This is a genomic window from Streptomyces sp. (genome assembly GCF_035563135.1).
Classification (GTDB): domain Bacteria; phylum Actinomycetota; class Actinomycetes; order Streptomycetales; family Streptomycetaceae; genus Streptomyces.
Genome location: NZ_DATMVN010000208.1, coordinates 1 through 15,284 on the forward strand (window position 1 = coordinate 1; position 15,284 = coordinate 15,284).

The window sequence follows — 15,284 nt, forward strand, 5'->3', positions numbered from 1 at the left end:
GCTGTTGTTGCCCACCCGCCCCGAAGGACCGGCAGGACTTTTTCAAAGGAACCACCAACCTGCATGAAGCAGGCCGGGGTATCAACATATCTGGCGTTGACTTTTGGCACGCTGTTGAGTTCTCAAGGAACGGACGCTTCCATCGGTCCCGTTTCACCGGGCCCCTCCGGGCGCTTCCCTTCGTTCTTGCGTCTCCGACTCTACCAGACTCTTCCGAGCCCGATTCCCGGCCGAAACGGGATCCTGCTGATTCGCTTTCCAGTGTCCCGCTTTCGCGTTTCCCTTTCCGGCGAGTCCGACTCTATCAGGCCTTTTCCTATTCCTTGACCGGGGTCCCGCGAGCACGCGGGAACACAATGCAGGAGTTACAGTCTGGGCTTGGGAGTCGCTGCCGACTCCGGACTCATGAAGTCCCGTTGGGGTCAGGCAGGGGTACGACAATACAGGCCGCTGCGAGACGAGGCAAATCGTTTCCGGTGCACCCCTAGGTCGGCCAACCGGTAGCTCTCGGGCGGAACCGGGACTTCATATGACTTACGCTGCTGATCAGTACGCCGCCCTCCATCAGCCGTGGCGGTGACCTACGGATCCCCACCCCTGAGAGGCTCCCCATGACCACAGTGACGTCTCCTCTTGCCGGCCGCGCCATCGGGCTCACCGCGGTTCCCGACCCCGTGTTCTCCGGAGCGATGGTGGGCCCCGGTACCGCCATCGACCCCGTGCGCGAGCCTTCGGAGGCCGTCTCCCCCGTGGACGGAATCGTCGTCTCCCTCCACCCGCACGCCTTTGTGGTCGTCGACGACCAGGGCCACGGAGTGCTGACACACCTCGGGATCGACACCGTGCAGCTCAATGGCGAGGGCTTCGAGCTCCTCGTGAACAAGGGGGACACGGTGGCCCGCGGTCAGGGCATCGTCCGATGGGACCCCGCCGGTGTGGAGGCGGCCGGAAAGTCCGCGATCTGCCCGGTCGTGGCCCTGGAGGCCACCGCCGAGTCCCTCTCCGGCGTCCGGGAGGACGGCGACGTGAAGGTCGGCGAAACGCTGTTCGGCTGGCAGTGACACCTTCGACGCAGTAACGAGCCAGTTGGGTACCCACCGCGGCGGCACCGCCGCCGCACAACCGGAGACGGGTGAAATGGAGACAACGCTGCGAGGCGTCGGCGTGAGCCACGGTGTGGCCATCGGCGAGGTTCGGCACATGGGTACGGCGGTGCTCGAGCCGCCGGCCAAACAGATTCCCGCGGAAGAAGCCGAGCGCGAGCAGGGGCGTGCGCGTCAAGCCGTGGAAGCTGTTGCGGCCGACCTCATCGCGCGGGGCAATCTGGCGGGGGGCGAGGCGCAGCACGTGCTCGAAGCCCAGGCCATGATGGCGCAGGACCCCGAGCTCATCGCCGATGTCGAGCGTCGTATCGCCGTCGGCAGCACCGCCGAGCGCGGTGTCTACGACGCGTTCGCCGCCTACCGGGCTCTGCTGGCCAATGCCGGGGAGTACCTGGCGGGTCGCGTCGCCGACCTCGATGACGTGCGGAACCGGATCGTGGCGCGGCTGCTCGGTGTGCCGATGCCGGGCGTGCCGGACAGCGACGAGCCGTATGTGCTGATCGCGCGTGACCTGGCTCCCGCGGACACGGCCCTGCTCGACCCCGCACTCGTACTCGGATTCGTCACGGAGGAGGGCGGGCCCACCAGCCACAGCGCCATTCTCGCGCGGGCGCTCGGGGTACCGGCCGTCGTGGCTCTGCCCGGAGCTGGCGAGATCGCCGAGGGCACGGTCGTGGCGGTGGACGGCAGCACCGGTGAGATCTTCGTCGAGCCGAGTGCGGACAAGCGCGCCGAGATGGAGAGTGCCTCGGCGGCCCGCAAGGCGGCGCTGTCGGCCGTGACCGGCCCCGGGGCCACCTCCGACGGTCACAAGGTGCCGCTGCTCGCCAACGTCGGCGGCCCCGCTGATGTGCCGGCGGCCGTGGAGGCCGGTGCCGAGGGCGTCGGGCTGTTCCGTACGGAGTTCCTCTTCCTGGACGACAGCAAGCAGGCGCCGTCCGAGGAGAAGCAGATCGCGGCGTACCGCGCGGTGCTGGAGGCGTTCCCGGAGGGGCGTGTCGTCGTGCGGGTGCTGGACGCCGGTGCCGACAAACCGCTGGACTTCCTGACACCGGCCGACGAGCCGAACCCCGCACTGGGTGTGCGTGGGCTGCGCGCCCTGCTGGACCACCCCGATGTGCTGCGTACCCAGCTGACGGCGCTGTCCAGGGCGGCCGAAGGGTTGCCGGTCTATCTCGAGGTCATGGCCCCGATGGTGGCCGACCGGACCGACGCGAAGGCGTTCGCCGACGCCTGCCGTGAAGCGGGACTGCAGGCGAAGTTCGGGGCGATGGTGGAGATTCCGTCGGCCGCGCTCAGGGCCCGCTCGATCCTGCAGGAGGTGGAGTTCCTGTCGTTGGGCACCAACGACCTGGCGCAGTACACCTTCGCGGCCGACCGTCAGGTGGGAGCCGTGTCGCGGCTCCAGGACCCCTGGCAGCCCGCGCTGCTCGACCTTGTCGCGCTCTCCGCCGAGGCCGCCAGGGCCGAGGGCAAGAGCTGTGGTGTCTGTGGTGAGGCCGCGTCGGACCCGCTGCTGGCGTGTGTGCTGACCGGGCTGGGTGTCACCTCCCTGTCGATGGGCGCGGCGTCCATTCCTTACGTCCGGGCGACGCTGGCGAAGCACACGCTCGCGCAGTGCGAGCGTGCCGCCTCCGCCGCGCGCGCGGCGGACTCCGCCGATGAGGCGCGGCTCGCGGCGCAGGCGGTGCTGTCGGGCGAGTGACGCCCGCCCTCTGGGCGCAGTCGGATGGAAGGGGTTCCCGCCGGTTCCGCGGTTCCGGCGGGAGCCCCTTCGGTCTGTCAGTGGTGGGCCTCCGGCTCATCGGCGCCGATGTCGAACCCCGCGCAGTACTCGACGCCGGACTCCGGTGACACGGGTTCGCCCGTGTCGGCGTCGGTGCAGTAGGCGTTGAAGACCTCGCCCGCCGTGAGCGGGAGGAGGCCGCCCCGGTCCAGCCGCCAGCCGTGGACCCTGTCCGGGGCGCCGGGCGCCGTGGTGCGCAGCACGACGCCTCCCTGGGTCTCGAGCGCGACGCCCACGGCGAGCACCGTGGCGAACTCTGCTCCTTCCGACGGGTCGAGGCGGGCCGGACCGGCCGGGTCCCTGACGGTGTGGAGGGCGGCCAGGAGCTGTTCGCTCTCCGTGGGCATGCTGCAGACGACGTGGTGGGTGCCCGGCCCCGCCGTGTCCAGCAGACGCATCAGCAGGTGGGACGCCCGGTCGAAGGCGGCCCGGCCGATGTCCTGCCCGCAGTCCGCGCAGTCGCCGAGGCCGGCCAGGAGCATCGTCGCGTATTCCCATGTCGCCCGGCGGACGGCTCGTGAGACGAGCAGCGGGATCAGCGTGTCGATGGGCTGACCGGTGTAGGCCACGGTGGCGCCGGCCGCGGCGATCTCGGCGGTGAAGCGGCTGCGGCTCGTCGGCTCGTCGGGATCGAGGCCGGACTCGGTGCAGAACTCCGCGTAGTCCTCCGGGTCGAAGAGGGCGACGGTGGTGTGCACTCCCTGGGCGGTGAGCGTGCGCAGCAGGCTTTCGACCTGCTGCAGGTATACGGAGTGGTCGTCGAAGGTGAAACTCCGGTAGTGACGCATCGCCGCGAAGTCCTCGGGGTCGACCAGGAGGCCGACGGTGCTGGGCGCTTCGCGGCGCAGAGTGCGTCGCATGGATGTTCCGGAGCGTTGCCGGATGCGCTTGGTCTGTTTGATGTGCGCCATGAGTCCCCCTGTGCGCTGTCGAACGATGCTCACTCAGCGTAATCAGAGGCACTGACAGCGGGGGCGGGAGCCGTCCGTTCAGCGGCGTCGGCGGGCCAGGTCCTCGTAGAAGCCGAGGAGTTCGAGGTTGTCGATGGAGCCGGGGTTGACCGCCTCGGAAAGGGGCGCGCCCTGGAGGAGCCGCTTGACCGGGACCTCGATGCGTTTGCCGGTCAGGGTGTGCGGGATGCCTGGGACCTCGATGACCTCGTCCGGCACGTGTCGCGGGGAGAGGTGCTCACGGATGGTCCGTTTGATGCTCCCGCGGAGTTCGTCGTCGAGCCTGGCACCCTCTGCGAGGTGGACGAACAGGGGCATCCAGTAGCCGCCGTCCGGCTCTTCGAGGCCGATCACGAGGGATTCACGGATCTCCGGCAGCCGCTCGACCGCCTCGTAGATGTCGGCGGAGCCCATCCGGACCCCTTGCCGGTTGAGGGTGGAGTCGGAGCGGCCGTGGATGACGACCGAGCCGCGCTCGGTGAGGGTGATCCAGTCTCCGTGGCGCCAGACGCCGGGGTACATGTCGAAGTAGCTGTCGTGGTAGCGGCTGCCGTCCGGGTCGTTCCAGAAGCGGACCGGCATGGAGGGCATGGGTGCGGTCACCACGAGCTCGCCGACCTCGCCGATGAGCGGTCCGCCGAGGGGGTCCCAGGACTGGAGGTCGGTGCCGAGACAGGGCGCCTGCAGCTCACCGATGTGGACCGGCAGGGTGGGGACGGCTCCCGCGAAGCAGCTGCAGACGTCCGTCCCGCCGCTGACGGAGGCGATCCACAGGTCCTCGGCGACCTCGTCGTGGAGCCAGCGGAAGCCGTCGGGCGGGAGCGGGGAGCCCGTGGTGGCGACGCACTGCACACGGCTGAGGTCGTGGTCGCGGCCGGGGTGGACGCCCGCTTTCCGGCACGCCATGACATAGGCGGCCGACGTGCCGAAGAGGGTGGCGCCGGTCTGTTCGGCGACGCGCCACTGGGCTTGGACGTCGGGGTGTCCGGGGCTGCCGTCGTACAGCACGACTGTGGTGCCGGTGAGCAGGCCGGAGACGAGGAAGTTCCACATCATCCAGCCGGTGGAGGTGTACCAGAAGAAGCGGTCGTCGGGGCCGAGGTCGCAGTGCAGCCCGATCTGCTTGAAGTGTTCGAGGAGGATTCCGCCCTGGGACTGGACGATCGCCTTCGGCAGTCCGGTCGTGCCGGAGGAGTACAGCACCCACAGCGGGTGTTCGAAGGGGACCTGCTCGAAGACCGGTCCGGTGTCGGAGGCGATGAGGGCCGGCCATTCGAGGGCGCCTTCGGGGGCGTCCGTGCCGAGGAGCGGGATGTGGACGACCGCGCGCAGGGTGGGGAGTTGGCTGCGGAGTTCGGCCACGGTGGCTGTGCGATCGTGCTCCTTCCCGCCGTAGCGGTATCCGTCGACGGTGAACAGGACGACGGGTTCCACCTGCTGGAAGCGGTCCAGGACACTGCGGGCGCCGAAGTCGGGGGCGCACGAGGTCCAGACTCCGCCGACCGCGGCGGTGGCGAGGAACGCGACGACGGCTTGCGGGATGTTGGGGAGGTACCCGCTGACCCGGTCGCCGGGCCGGACGCCGAGAGCGCGGAGTCCGGCCGCCAGCGAGCCCACCTGGCGCCGGAGTTCGGTCCAGCTGACGGATACCTGCGTATGGGTCTCGTCGACGTACAGCAGGGCGGGGGCGTCCGCGCGGAGCGGGTCGCCGGCCGTACGCAGGGCGTGCTCGGCGTAGTTGAGGGTGGCGCCGGGGAACCACTGGGCGCCGGGCATGGTGCGGTCGCCGATGACGGTCTCGTAAGGAGTGGAGAAGCGTACGTCGAACCACTCGGCGACGGCCCGCCAGAAGGTGTCGAGTTCATCGACCGACCAGCGGTGCAGTGCGGCGTAGCCGCCGTCGGCCGGCGCTCCGTGGCGTCCGGCGGCCCAACGCTGGAAACGGGTGACGGCTGCGGCCTCGACACGCTCGGGATCGGGCTGCCAGAGGGGGGCTTCGCCGGCTGCTGAGGTCATGGAGGCTCCCTGGCCTTTCGTGGTGTACGCGGGGTGTGCGTGCGTCCCGCGCACGGGCTGGGGTGGTGCGCGTGAACGGCTTTTACGGACGATGCCACGTGATCGTCTTGCGCACCAGGGTCCCCCGGCCATGGTTGTGTGTCCCGCTGTGTGGTGCGGCCACAGGTGAACGGAAGCTGAACGGAGCACGTTTCCGCCGCGGTGAATGGCAGGGTGGCCCGCATGGATGGTCGTGACCTGGTGCGCTCGGTGAAGATGGTCGGTTCTGTGCAGGGGATGCGCGCGGTGCGCTCGGCCTGGCGGCACCGGCGTGCGGATGCGCGGGCGCTTGCGCCGCGCCGTGCGGAGCGCGCACGCGTGCCCGGTCTTCTGATCAGCGCGGAACCCGGGCCGGGCGGTGGAGTCGTGCGGTTCGCCCGCTCGCAGCTGATGGTCAGGGTGGCGGTGGGCGGTGCGGTGTTCTGGTCCTGGGACGGTGCCGGACCGCTGCCCTCGTACGCCCTGCCGGGGGACGGGCCGGAGCCTGATCCGCGGGCGTGCCTGGAGCCGGACGCGAACGGCGGCTGGAAGGTGGTGTCGGAGCGGCTGACGGTCGTCGTGTCGCGGCACGGGGCGGTGGAACTGCGTACGCCGGGCGGGGTGCTGCTGCGGCGGGAACTTCCGCCGCGCTGGTGGGAGCCGGTGGAGGGTGGCGGGGCACGGTGGGTGCAGCGGTCCGAGGTCCCGGCCGACGCGCGGTTCTTCGGGCTGGGCGGGCGGGCCGGCGGGCCGCGGCTGAGGGAGGGGACGTACCGGTTGTGGAACACCGATCCGGGTGGGCGGTTCGGTCCCGGGGACGATCCTTTGTACGTGACGATGCCGGTGCAGGTGGTGGTCTCCGACGCGGGGACCCATCTGGCGTTCCAGGACAACTCCTGGTCGGGTGCGGTGACGCTCCAGGAGGGTGAGGAGGGCGCCGGCTCGGGGCACGACCGGCCGGGCACCTGCGAGGTGCGGATGGAGGGCGGTCCGCTCCGCTGCTGGGTGGTCACGGGTACGCCGGCCCGGGTGCTGCAGAGCTGGACAGCGCTGACGGGGGCTCCCGCGCTGCCCCCGTCGTGGGCGCTGGGGCCTCAGCACGCCCGGTGGGGGTTCGGCAGCGAGCAGGAGGTGCGGCGGGTCGTCGCGGGGTACCGGGAGCGGGGGCTGCCTCTGTCGGTGCTGCATCTGGACATCGACCACTACGACGCCCATCAGGTGTTCACGGTCGACCGGGGGCGGTTCCCCGGGCTCCCCCGCCTGGCGAAGGAACTGCGCGAGGACGGTGTCCGGCTGGTGTCGATCGTCGATCCGGCGGTGCGGGCGTCGGCGGGCACCGCGGTGTTCGAGAGCGGAATGGAGGTCGGCGCCCAGGGGGCGTTCGTCCGGGATCCGGAGGGGTTTCCGGTACGCGGAGAGGTGTGGCCGGGTGAGTGTGTCTATCCGGATTTCACCGATCCGCTCGTGCGGGAGTGGTGGGGTGCGCTGTACGAGGAGCGGCTCGGCCAGGGATTCGCCGGGGTGTGGCACGACATGAACGAGCCGGTGGCGTTCTCCGCCTTCGGGGACCCGTCGCTGCCTCGTTCGTCCCGGCACTCCCTGGAGGGCCGTGGCGGGGACCATCGGGAGGCGCACAACGTGTACGCCCTGGCGATGGCGAGGGCCGGTTACGAAGGGCTGCGCCGGCTGCGCCCGGACGAGCGGCCGTTCCTCTTCTCCCGTTCGGGCTGGGCGGGGATGCAGCGGTACGGCGGCACCTGGTCCGGGGATGTGGCCACCGGCTGGCCGGGGCTCCGTGCCTCGCTGTCCCTGGTGCTGGGGCTCGGGCTCTGCGGGGTGCCGTACTCGGGGCCCGATGTCGGGGGGTTCGACGGGTCGCCGTCGCCCGAGCTGTATGTGCGCTGGTTCCAGCTCGGGGCGTACATGCCGTTGTTCCGCACGCACGCGGCCATCGGCGCGGGGCGCAGGGAGCCGTGGGAGTTCGGGCCGGAGGCGCTGGGGCACGCCAGGCGGGCGCTGGAGGAGCGGGAGCGGATGCACCCGTATTTCGTGACGCTGTCGCAGCTGGCCCGGCTGACCGGTGCGCCGTATGTGCGGCCGGTGTGGTGGGGCGCGCCGGGGGACCGTGACCTGCGGGACTGCGAGGACGCGTTTCTTCTGGGTGACGCGCTGCTGGTCGCGCCGGTGCTGGAGGAGGGTGCGGACCGCAGACCGGTGCGGCTGCCGCGCGGGCGGTGGTACGACACGGCCACCGGGCAGGCGTACGAGGGGCCGGGCCAGGTGGTGGTGGACGCGCCGCTGTCCCGGATCCCGGTCCTGGCACGGGCCGGTGCGGTGCTCCCGGTGCGGGGCCCGGACGGGAGCCTCGAACTGGAGGTGTGGGCTCCCGCTGCCGGGTGCCCCGGGGGCGGGCTGGTCGTGCGGGACATGGGCGAGGGATGGACGGGGGCCGAGGTGGAGCGCTACACGTCGACGCTCAGGGCCGGGCGCGTGGTGGTCGAGCGGAACGGCGAGGAGGGGCTGGTGCCGTATCCGGTGCGCGTACGGGGGCTGCCGGGCCGGCCTCAGCGGTAGGCACCGGCGAACCAGGAGCGTACGACCCGGGTGTGAAGCGGGAAGACGAGATCGTCCGGGGTGCGCAGCACGTCGTATCCCGAGGTCTCGTCCGTCGCTGCGGAGAGCGGGAGTTCCCCGGCGGGGCGTGTCGGGAGCAGTCCGAAGAGCAGCAGGTGGCCGTCCGGGGAGCTCAGGGCGTCGGCGAGGCGTACGTCGGTCCCGTCGGCCCGGATGCCGGTCTCCTCGCGGAGTTCGCGTACGACGGCGTGGCGCCAGTCCTCGGCCTGGTCGATGTAGCCGCCGGGCAGCGCGCGCCCTCCCGCGTGCGGAGGGATGGTGCGGGTGATGACGACGAGGCCGGTGCCGTGCGGTCCGGTGACGGGCAGCAGGGCGACTGCGACGGGCAGCGGGTTGCGGTAGGCGGTGCGACCGCAGGCCGTGCAGGTGCGGGGCCAGGCGTCGGAGGCGTACGGGGTCCCGCAGCTGCCGCAGTGGGAGTCCTTCAGGGCGTCCTTCACGGGCGGACTTTATCCGATCACTCTTCACCTGCGGCCCCGAAGCTGATAGACGGTGTGCCCATGACAGGAATTGCTCGTGTTCTCCGCGTCCTGGCCGCCGCCGGCGCCGCTCTGCTCGCCGTCACCGCCGCTGCCCCGGTGGCGGCGGCCGGACCCGAACCCAAGGCCCCGCCGGAGTTCGTCGATCTCCGCTCCGTGGATCCGACGATCCTGACGGACCTGCGCTACACCACCGCGCACAACTTCGTGGGAGAGCCGGTGGACGGCTACCGGCAGCCCGTCTGCATCCTGACCCGCCCCGCCGCCCGCGCGCTGCGTACGGCACAGCGGAGTCTTCTGCGTCAGGGCTACTCGCTCAAGGTGTACGACTGCTACCGGCCGCAGCGCGCTGTGGACCACTTCGTGCGCTGGGCGCAGGACCTCGACGACCAGACCATGAAGGGCGAGTTCTATCCGGCGGTCGACAAGACGCGGCTGTTCGAGGACGGCTACATCGCGGAGAAGTCCGGGCACAGCCGGGGCAGCACGGTGGATCTCACCCTGGTGAAGCTGCCGGCGCTGCCGGCCAGGCCCTACGAGCCGGGCGAGGACCTGGCTCCGTGCTACGCGCCGCAGGACGAGCGCTTCCCCGACAACTCGGTGGACATGGGCACGGGTTACGACTGTTTCGACACCCTGTCCCACACCGACGACCCCCGGGTGCAGGGAGCGCAGCGCGCCAACCGGCAGCTCCTCAGGAAGACGCTCGCCGGCCTGGGGTTCGTGAATCTGGCCGAGGAGTGGTGGCACTTCACCTACAGGCCCGAGCTCTTCCCGGACACGTACTTCGACTTCCCGGTGGCGAGGCGTTCCGTCGCGGGGCACTGACGGCCGGGGCGGGAAACGGGCGGCGAACGGGCGACCGGGACCACCCCCGTGGGCTCCGGCCGTCCGTTCTTGTTGTCGGACGCAGAACTGCCGTGTCCGGTTGCCGATGGAGCCGTTACGGTGCCCTCATGTCACAGCAGACGTTCGGTTCGTATGACGAGTTCTGGCCCTACTACGTCGCCATGCACTCCAGGGCGGCGACCCGGTGGGTCCATCTGGCCGGGACCCTGACCGGCCTCGCGGTCACCGCGTACGGTCTGGCGCGCGGCCGCAGGCGCTACGCGCCGGCCCTGCCTCTGATCGGATACGGCACCGCGTGGCCCGCGCATTTCCTGATCGAGAAGAACAACCCGGCGACCTTCGGGCACCCTGCGTGGTCCCTGCGCGGCGATGTGCAGATGATCCGGATGATGCTCGCCGGCCGGGACGAGGAGCTGGCCGCGACCGCGGCCGAGTGGCTTGCCGGGAATCCCTGTCCCCGGGAGCGCGCGGAGGGTTGACGGGCCCTCACCCGGGGTGAAGACTCCTGCCACGCCCGCTGCCCCCCGCACCGTACGCGCGGTCCGTACCCCGGTCGGCGGGGGTACGGGCCGCGTCACGTGCGGCTGTCAGGTCCTGGCGGGTTCCCGGAGCCGGTCGGCGCGCACCATGGCGTGCTCCACGACTGCGACGAGCACATCCCTGGCGGACGCCCGGTCACGCGCGTCGCAGAGCAGCACCGGCACCTCGGGGTCGAGGTCGAGTGCCGCCCGGACCGTCTCGGCGGGGAACTGCTCGGCCCCTTCGAAGAGGTTGACCGCGACGGTGAACGGGATCCCCCGGCGCTCGAAGTAGTCGACCGCCGCGAAGCAGTCCTCCAGCCGGCGGGTGTCCGCCAGGACCACCGCGCCCAGGGCGCCCTGGGCGAGCTCGTCCCAGAGGAACCAGAAACGGTCCTGGCCGGGGGTCCCGAACAGGTAGAGGACCAGGTCCTCGCGCAGGGTGATCCGGCCGAAGTCCATGGCGACCGTGGTGGTGTTCTTCGCCTCGACCCCCGCCACGTCGTCGACGGGACGGCCCGCCTCGCTCAGCCTCTCCTCCGTGCGCAGCGGTCTGATCTCGCTGACCGCGCCCACCAGGGTCGTCTTGCCCACGCCGAAACCGCCGGCCACCAGGATTTTCAGGGTGACGGGCTCGACGTGCCGCTTTTTGCGGCTAGAGCGCCCGAAGGCCATTGATCACCTCGCGAAGAAGGCTCTCGTCCGGCAGTTCTGCCGGCGGAACGGGACGGGTGACGTGCACCAGCTCGTCCTCGACGAGGTCACCGACCAGGACGCGGACCACCCCGACGGGGAGATCCAGTCCGGAGGCGAGTTCGGCGATCGACTGGGGCATGTCGCTGCACAGTTCGACGATCTCCACGTGTTCCGGGGAGAGCGTCTGGTCCCGGCCGGGATCGTCGGCCGCCGGTTCGGGGATGACGATCGCGATCAGGTCGAGACGATGACGGGACGCGCTGCTGGTACGCCCCCGGGTCATCGCGTAGGGCCGGACCACCGGGCCCGCTTCGGCGTCGTACCAGCGTGAGGGTCCTATTTCGGCGGGCGGTGGCCCGGGCGGGATGTCCCGGACGGAGTCTGCGCTCATCCCCTCGCCTCACCCTCCGGCGGGCAGACCGGTGGTCCGGGGGGCGTTGGCCAGATGCGCCCCGACGCGCTTGACCATCAGGGTCATCTCGTACGCCACCTGCCCGACGTCGGAGTCGGAGTCGGCCAGGACGGCGAGACAGCTGCCGTCACCCGCCGCAGTGACGAAGAGGAAGGCCTCGTCGAGCTCGACCACCGTCTGCCGGACCCGGCCGGCGTCGAAGTGACGGCCCACCCCCTTGGCGAGGCTGTGGAATCCGGAGGCGACGGCCGCCAGGTGCTCGCTGTCCTCCCGGGTCAGGTCCTGGGACGTGCCGGTGGCGAGGCCGTCGCTGGAGAGCACCAGCGCCTTGCGGATGCTCGCGACGCGCTCGACCAGTTCGTCGAGGAGCCAGTTGAGCTCGCCGGAGCCCTGGCGTGAGGCATTGTGTGCTGCGGCGTTCGGTGCGGTCATCGACCGTCCCCTCCCGGAGTGGTTCCTGGTGCTGTCTCGCTGTGGCCGGTCACGTCCTCGGCGTTCTGCCGTCGGCCGCGCTGCCAGCCGCGTTGGAGCGAAGCCATGCGATTGCGTACTTCTTCCGCATCCCGTTCGAGGTCGTCGTCGGTGCCTGCGGGGGCGTGGCCGGAAGTCCGTCCTGCGGAGTCCTCCCGGAGCTGTGGGGCGAGGCTCGCCTGCCGGACCCTGCGCGGGAGGCCGCCCACCGTGTCCGGCGCGGACGGCCGGGACGCGGGCCTGAGCCGCGTCGGGGCTCCGTCGGCCGGGGCAGCGCCCGCAGCGGGCTTCGCGGTGACGGCATCGGAGCCCGGGGCGGAGGAGAAGCCCCCGGGTGGACCGGGGTGGGCCCGGACCGCGTCGCCGATCCGGCGGCCCTGGCCGGTGACGGGTTTCGGCGGCTTGCGGCGCGGCAGCGGGACGGGGCCTGCGGGCCGCATCGGCCGGACGTCCGCGGAGCGGCTGCCCGACGTGTCGAACGCCTGCTGATGCTGTTCCCGGTCCGCTTCCCTGCGCAGGTCGCGGGCCCGGAAGATGCCACCGCGCTCGCTCTCGGTGTCCTCGAGGTCGGAGACGCCGTCGAGGACGGGGCCGAGTGCCGGATCGAGCTCCCGGTCACGTGCCGGATCGGTGAACCCGAGCGTGCCCACCGGGCCTTCGAGCTCGACCGGGCCGTCGAGCACGGACGGGTCGGTGAGCACGGACGGGTCGGTGAGGCCCGTGGGGACCGGGGAGAGTCCGGACGGCCTGCCCGGGATGTCCGTGTCCGCGACCCCGTCCCTGCGGGCCTTGTCGCTGCCGGGCACGCCACTGCCCGGCCGTCCGCCGCCGATCGCCTTCTCGGTCCGGCGGTCGAGGCGGAAACCCGTGCCGTGCGTGTCAGGGGCGTCGGTGAGCAACTGTGCCGGGATGAAGACGACCGCGGTCGTCCCTCCGTACGGCGAGGTCTGCAGCGACACCCTGACGTTCTGCCGCTGGGCGAGCCGGCTGACGACGAAGAGACCGAGCCGGTCGGTGTCGGAGAGCTCGAAGTCGGGTGTCTCGGCGAGCCTCAGGTTGGCGTCCAGGAGGACTTCCGGCGCCATGCCGAGGCCCCGGTCGTGGATTTCGAGGGTGAAGCCGTTGGCCACGCGTTCGCCGTGCACCTGGACCGCGGTGTGCGGGGGCGAGAACACCGTGGCGTTCTCCAGCAGTTCCGCGATCAGGTGGGTGAGGTCGGCCACGGCCGGTCCGCCCACACCGATGCGGGGCAGACGCCGGACCTCGACCCTTTCGTAGTCCTCCACCTCGGCGACCGCCGCCCGCACCACGTCCATCAGCTGGATCGGTTTGCGCCACTGCCGGGACGGGGCGGCCCCGGAGAGGATCACGAGGCCTTCCGCGTGCCGGCGCATGCGGGTGGTGAGGTGGTCGAGGCGGAAGAGGTCGGCGAGTTCGTCGCTGTTCTCCGTGCGCCGTTCCATGGTGTCCAGGAGCGTCAGCTGGCGGTGCAGGAGCACCTGGTTGCGCCGTGCGAGGTTGACGAAGACCTCGGAGACACCCCGGCGCATGTCCGCCTGTTTGACGGCGGCCTCGACGGCGGCCCGCTGAAGGGTGTTGAGGGCTTGTCCGACCTGGCCGATCTCGTCGCGCTCGTAACTGAGGCGGGGGGCTTCCGTCTCCACGTCGACCTGCTCGCCCGCCGCCAGCCGCCGCATCACGCTGGGCAGCCGCACACCGGACACCTCGTGGGCGTCCTTGCGCAGCCGGGAGAGGTCGCGGATGAGTTCGCGGCCCACGCGTACCGAGACGAACACGGACACGAGCAGGGCGACGAATCCCAGGACGCCGGCGACACCGGCCTGGATCAGGACCCGGTAGCCGGCCGGTTCGGCGCGGTCCTGGAAGCGGTTGGACATCTCGGTGCCGTCGTTGGCCAGGCGTTCCAGGACCGGTGGGGCCACTTCCTCCCAGTGCTCGGCGTCGACGGCGCCCGGCCTGGTGACCGGGCCTGCGGCGATGAGTTTCTGCTCGGCCGTCCGCAGCGGCTCGGTGTCGGGGCTGCGCCAGTACTGCTCCATGCGCCCGCGCTCGCTCCCCGGCAGGAGCTCGAGGTTGACCTCGTACAGGAGCGTGCGGCTGGCGGCGAGGTCGGAGACGACCCGGAGCTCGGGGGCGCCGAGCCGCCCCGCGAGGAGACCCGACGCGATCAGGGCGTCCTCACGGGAGAGCATCTCGCGGGCCCGGGAGATACCGACCAGCGCCCGGACCTGCTTGTCCATCGATACGTTCTCCATGGTGTGGAGGCCGTTCAGGAAGCGGTAGCAGGGGTCGACGAGGCCGTTGTAGAAATCGAGGGCCCTGGTCCGGTCGATGGTGCGCTTCTCGACGGATCCGCGCAGCGCGTCCAGGCCGTCGATCTCGCTGAGGATCGAGTCGAGCTGGGCCTCCGACTCCGGGCTCAGCTTGTCCCGGATGTCCTTGCTCTTCGCGCTCCGCCTGACCTCGGCCACGACCCGGTCGGTCTGGGCGCGCCGGCCGCGCAGCAGGGGCAGGGCGTCCGAGGCCCGGGGGTCGGCGAGGAAGACGAGTGTCTGGCGGCGTTCGCCCTGGACGGCGCGGATGGTGTCTTCCAGCGGGTGGCCCACCTGCTCCACGATGGCGCTCGCGCCCATCAGCTCGCCGGCCTCACGGCCGGTGACGTAGGTGGCGAAGACCCAGAGGCCCGTGAGGGAGGCGAGCGGCACCAGGAGCAACGCCACGATCTTCCTGCGGATGGACTTCCCGCGAAAGCGCATGGCCTCCCCCAGCTCGGCCCCGCACCGCGGGGGTGGTCGTTCCGGTGTTCCCGGATGTTCCGGTCGCCCGGTCCTCCTGGTTGTCCCGGTGTTCCTGCCTCGGTCCACCGGGTGTCGGCCGGTGTTCCGTCAGCAAACGGCGCGAGCCTACTACTGACCTACCGGTAACTCGAAGACCTGTCCGGGCCATTTCCGGCCGCTCTCACCGGAGTTGTTCACCAGTTGTCCTGGTATTTCCGGCGAAGAAGTTCGCGAAAGCGACAGAGAACTCCTGGCCGGGCACGGTGCATCCACACACGGCAGTTGGCTGGAATTCTTCGTTCCATGACCTTTCAGGGTTGGTTGCCGCCTCCGGCGGGAATCTTCGCGGCCTGGCGTTCGTCCACACGTACGGGGCAGAAGAACCCCACGGGGGTACGTGCGACAGGCGAGCGGCTCCGCCCGCGTAGAACGGGTGCGGACCGGGCAGCCACCCTTGTGTCGGACAGTGGTGGGGAGTTGAAGGACCTTGGACACGTATGAGCGCCGGGGCGCGGCGGCCATGCCGGCGGCCCGTGCGGCTGCGGGCGGCGGGT

At 71.1% G+C, this 15,284-nt stretch carries 12 protein-coding genes; 5 read left to right on the forward strand and 7 right to left on the reverse strand.

What is annotated here, in order from left to right:
• Positions 1–611 precede the first annotated feature (611 nt).
• Together VN520_RS09075 and ptsP are read left to right on the forward strand one after the other, a co-directional pair.
• Positions 612–1,061, forward strand: a complete 450-nt coding sequence (locus VN520_RS09075; RefSeq protein ID WP_325746343.1) for a PTS glucose transporter subunit IIA — start codon at positions 612–614, stop codon at positions 1,059–1,061.
• A 76-nt stretch (positions 1,062–1,137) separates the two neighbouring features.
• Entirely contained in the window at positions 1,138–2,808 is a 1,671-nt protein-coding gene (gene ptsP / locus VN520_RS09080) for a phosphoenolpyruvate--protein phosphotransferase (RefSeq protein WP_325746344.1), read from the forward strand.
• 77 nt (positions 2,809–2,885) lie between these two features.
• Here ptsP and VN520_RS09085 read toward each other — a convergent pair whose 3' ends face one another.
• Complete coding sequence (locus tag VN520_RS09085; protein ID WP_325746345.1) at positions 2,886–3,800, reverse strand: hypothetical protein; 915 nt, start codon at positions 3,798–3,800, stop codon at positions 2,886–2,888.
• Between the two features lie 78 nt (positions 3,801–3,878).
• Complete coding sequence (locus VN520_RS09090) at positions 3,879–5,855, reverse strand: acetoacetate--CoA ligase (protein WP_325746346.1); 1,977 nt, start codon at positions 5,853–5,855, stop codon at positions 3,879–3,881.
• A 222-nt stretch (positions 5,856–6,077) separates the two neighbouring features.
• Between VN520_RS09090 and VN520_RS09095 the strand changes: the two genes are divergently transcribed.
• Positions 6,078–8,447: a glycoside hydrolase family 31 protein gene (locus tag VN520_RS09095; RefSeq protein ID WP_325746347.1), complete on the forward strand. Its 2,370-nt coding sequence runs from the start codon at positions 6,078–6,080 to the stop codon at positions 8,445–8,447.
• Here VN520_RS09095 and VN520_RS09100 read toward each other — a convergent pair.
• Positions 8,438–8,935, reverse strand: a complete 498-nt coding sequence (locus VN520_RS09100) for an NUDIX domain-containing protein (protein ID WP_325746353.1) — start codon at positions 8,933–8,935, stop codon at positions 8,438–8,440. The two genes, VN520_RS09095 and VN520_RS09100, sit on opposite strands and share 10 nt — an antisense overlap.
• Positions 8,936–9,007: 72 nt before the next feature.
• On the opposite strand from VN520_RS09100, the gene VN520_RS09105 reads away from it, so the two are divergent.
• Both VN520_RS09105 and VN520_RS09110 read left to right on the forward strand, forming a co-directional pair.
• Entirely contained in the window at positions 9,008–9,814 is an 807-nt protein-coding gene (locus tag VN520_RS09105; RefSeq protein ID WP_325746348.1) for a M15 family metallopeptidase, read from the forward strand.
• 128 nt (positions 9,815–9,942) lie between these two features.
• Positions 9,943–10,314, forward strand: coding sequence for a DUF962 domain-containing protein (locus VN520_RS09110; RefSeq protein ID WP_325746349.1), 372 nt, complete (start codon positions 9,943–9,945; stop codon positions 10,312–10,314).
• Between the two features lie 108 nt (positions 10,315–10,422).
• Here VN520_RS09110 and VN520_RS09115 read toward each other — a convergent pair whose 3' ends face one another.
• From VN520_RS09115 to VN520_RS09130, 4 genes are read right to left on the reverse strand one after another with little or no spacing between them, the layout of a single operon-like run.
• On the reverse strand, positions 10,423–11,028 hold the full coding sequence (locus tag VN520_RS09115) for a GTP-binding protein (protein WP_325746350.1): 606 nt from the start codon (positions 11,026–11,028) through the stop codon (positions 10,423–10,425).
• Positions 11,009–11,440 (reverse strand): DUF742 domain-containing protein, encoded by a 432-nt coding sequence (locus VN520_RS09120; RefSeq protein ID WP_325746351.1) that lies wholly within the window; start codon positions 11,438–11,440, stop codon positions 11,009–11,011. Before VN520_RS09120 ends, VN520_RS09115 begins: the two co-directional genes overlap by 20 nt.
• A gap of 9 nt (positions 11,441–11,449) precedes the next feature.
• Entirely contained in the window at positions 11,450–11,893 is a 444-nt protein-coding gene (locus tag VN520_RS09125) for a roadblock/LC7 domain-containing protein (protein ID WP_124279812.1), read from the reverse strand.
• Positions 11,890–14,709, reverse strand: coding sequence for a nitrate- and nitrite sensing domain-containing protein (locus tag VN520_RS09130; protein ID WP_325746352.1), 2,820 nt, complete (start codon positions 14,707–14,709; stop codon positions 11,890–11,892). The genes VN520_RS09125 and VN520_RS09130 overlap by 4 nt, the downstream gene beginning before the upstream one ends.
• Between the last annotated feature and the right edge of the window lie 575 nt (positions 14,710–15,284).

What these genes read in the sequence shown, in the direction of transcription:
- VN520_RS09075 (WP_325746343.1), top strand. Translation starts at nt 612, where the DNA reads ATGACCACAGTGACGTCTCCTCTTGCCGGCCGCGCCATCGGGCTCACC.
- ptsP (WP_325746344.1), top strand. Translation starts at nt 1,138, where the DNA reads ATGGAGACAACGCTGCGAGGCGTCGGCGTGAGCCACGGTGTGGCCATC.
- VN520_RS09085 (WP_325746345.1), bottom strand. Translation starts at nt 3,800, where the DNA reads ATGGCGCACATCAAACAGACCAAGCGCATCCGGCAACGCTCCGGAACA.
- VN520_RS09090 (WP_325746346.1), bottom strand. Translation starts at nt 5,855, where the DNA reads ATGACCTCAGCAGCCGGCGAAGCCCCCCTCTGGCAGCCCGATCCCGAG.
- VN520_RS09095 (WP_325746347.1), top strand. Translation starts at nt 6,078, where the DNA reads ATGGATGGTCGTGACCTGGTGCGCTCGGTGAAGATGGTCGGTTCTGTG.
- VN520_RS09105 (WP_325746348.1), top strand. Translation starts at nt 9,008, where the DNA reads ATGACAGGAATTGCTCGTGTTCTCCGCGTCCTGGCCGCCGCCGGCGCC.
- VN520_RS09110 (WP_325746349.1), top strand. Translation starts at nt 9,943, where the DNA reads ATGTCACAGCAGACGTTCGGTTCGTATGACGAGTTCTGGCCCTACTAC.
- VN520_RS09115 (WP_325746350.1), bottom strand. Translation starts at nt 11,028, where the DNA reads ATGGCCTTCGGGCGCTCTAGCCGCAAAAAGCGGCACGTCGAGCCCGTC.
- VN520_RS09120 (WP_325746351.1), bottom strand. Translation starts at nt 11,440, where the DNA reads ATGAGCGCAGACTCCGTCCGGGACATCCCGCCCGGGCCACCGCCCGCC.
- VN520_RS09125 (WP_124279812.1), bottom strand. Translation starts at nt 11,893, where the DNA reads ATGACCGCACCGAACGCCGCAGCACACAATGCCTCACGCCAGGGCTCC.
- VN520_RS09130 (WP_325746352.1), bottom strand. Translation starts at nt 14,709, where the DNA reads ATGCGCTTTCGCGGGAAGTCCATCCGCAGGAAGATCGTGGCGTTGCTC.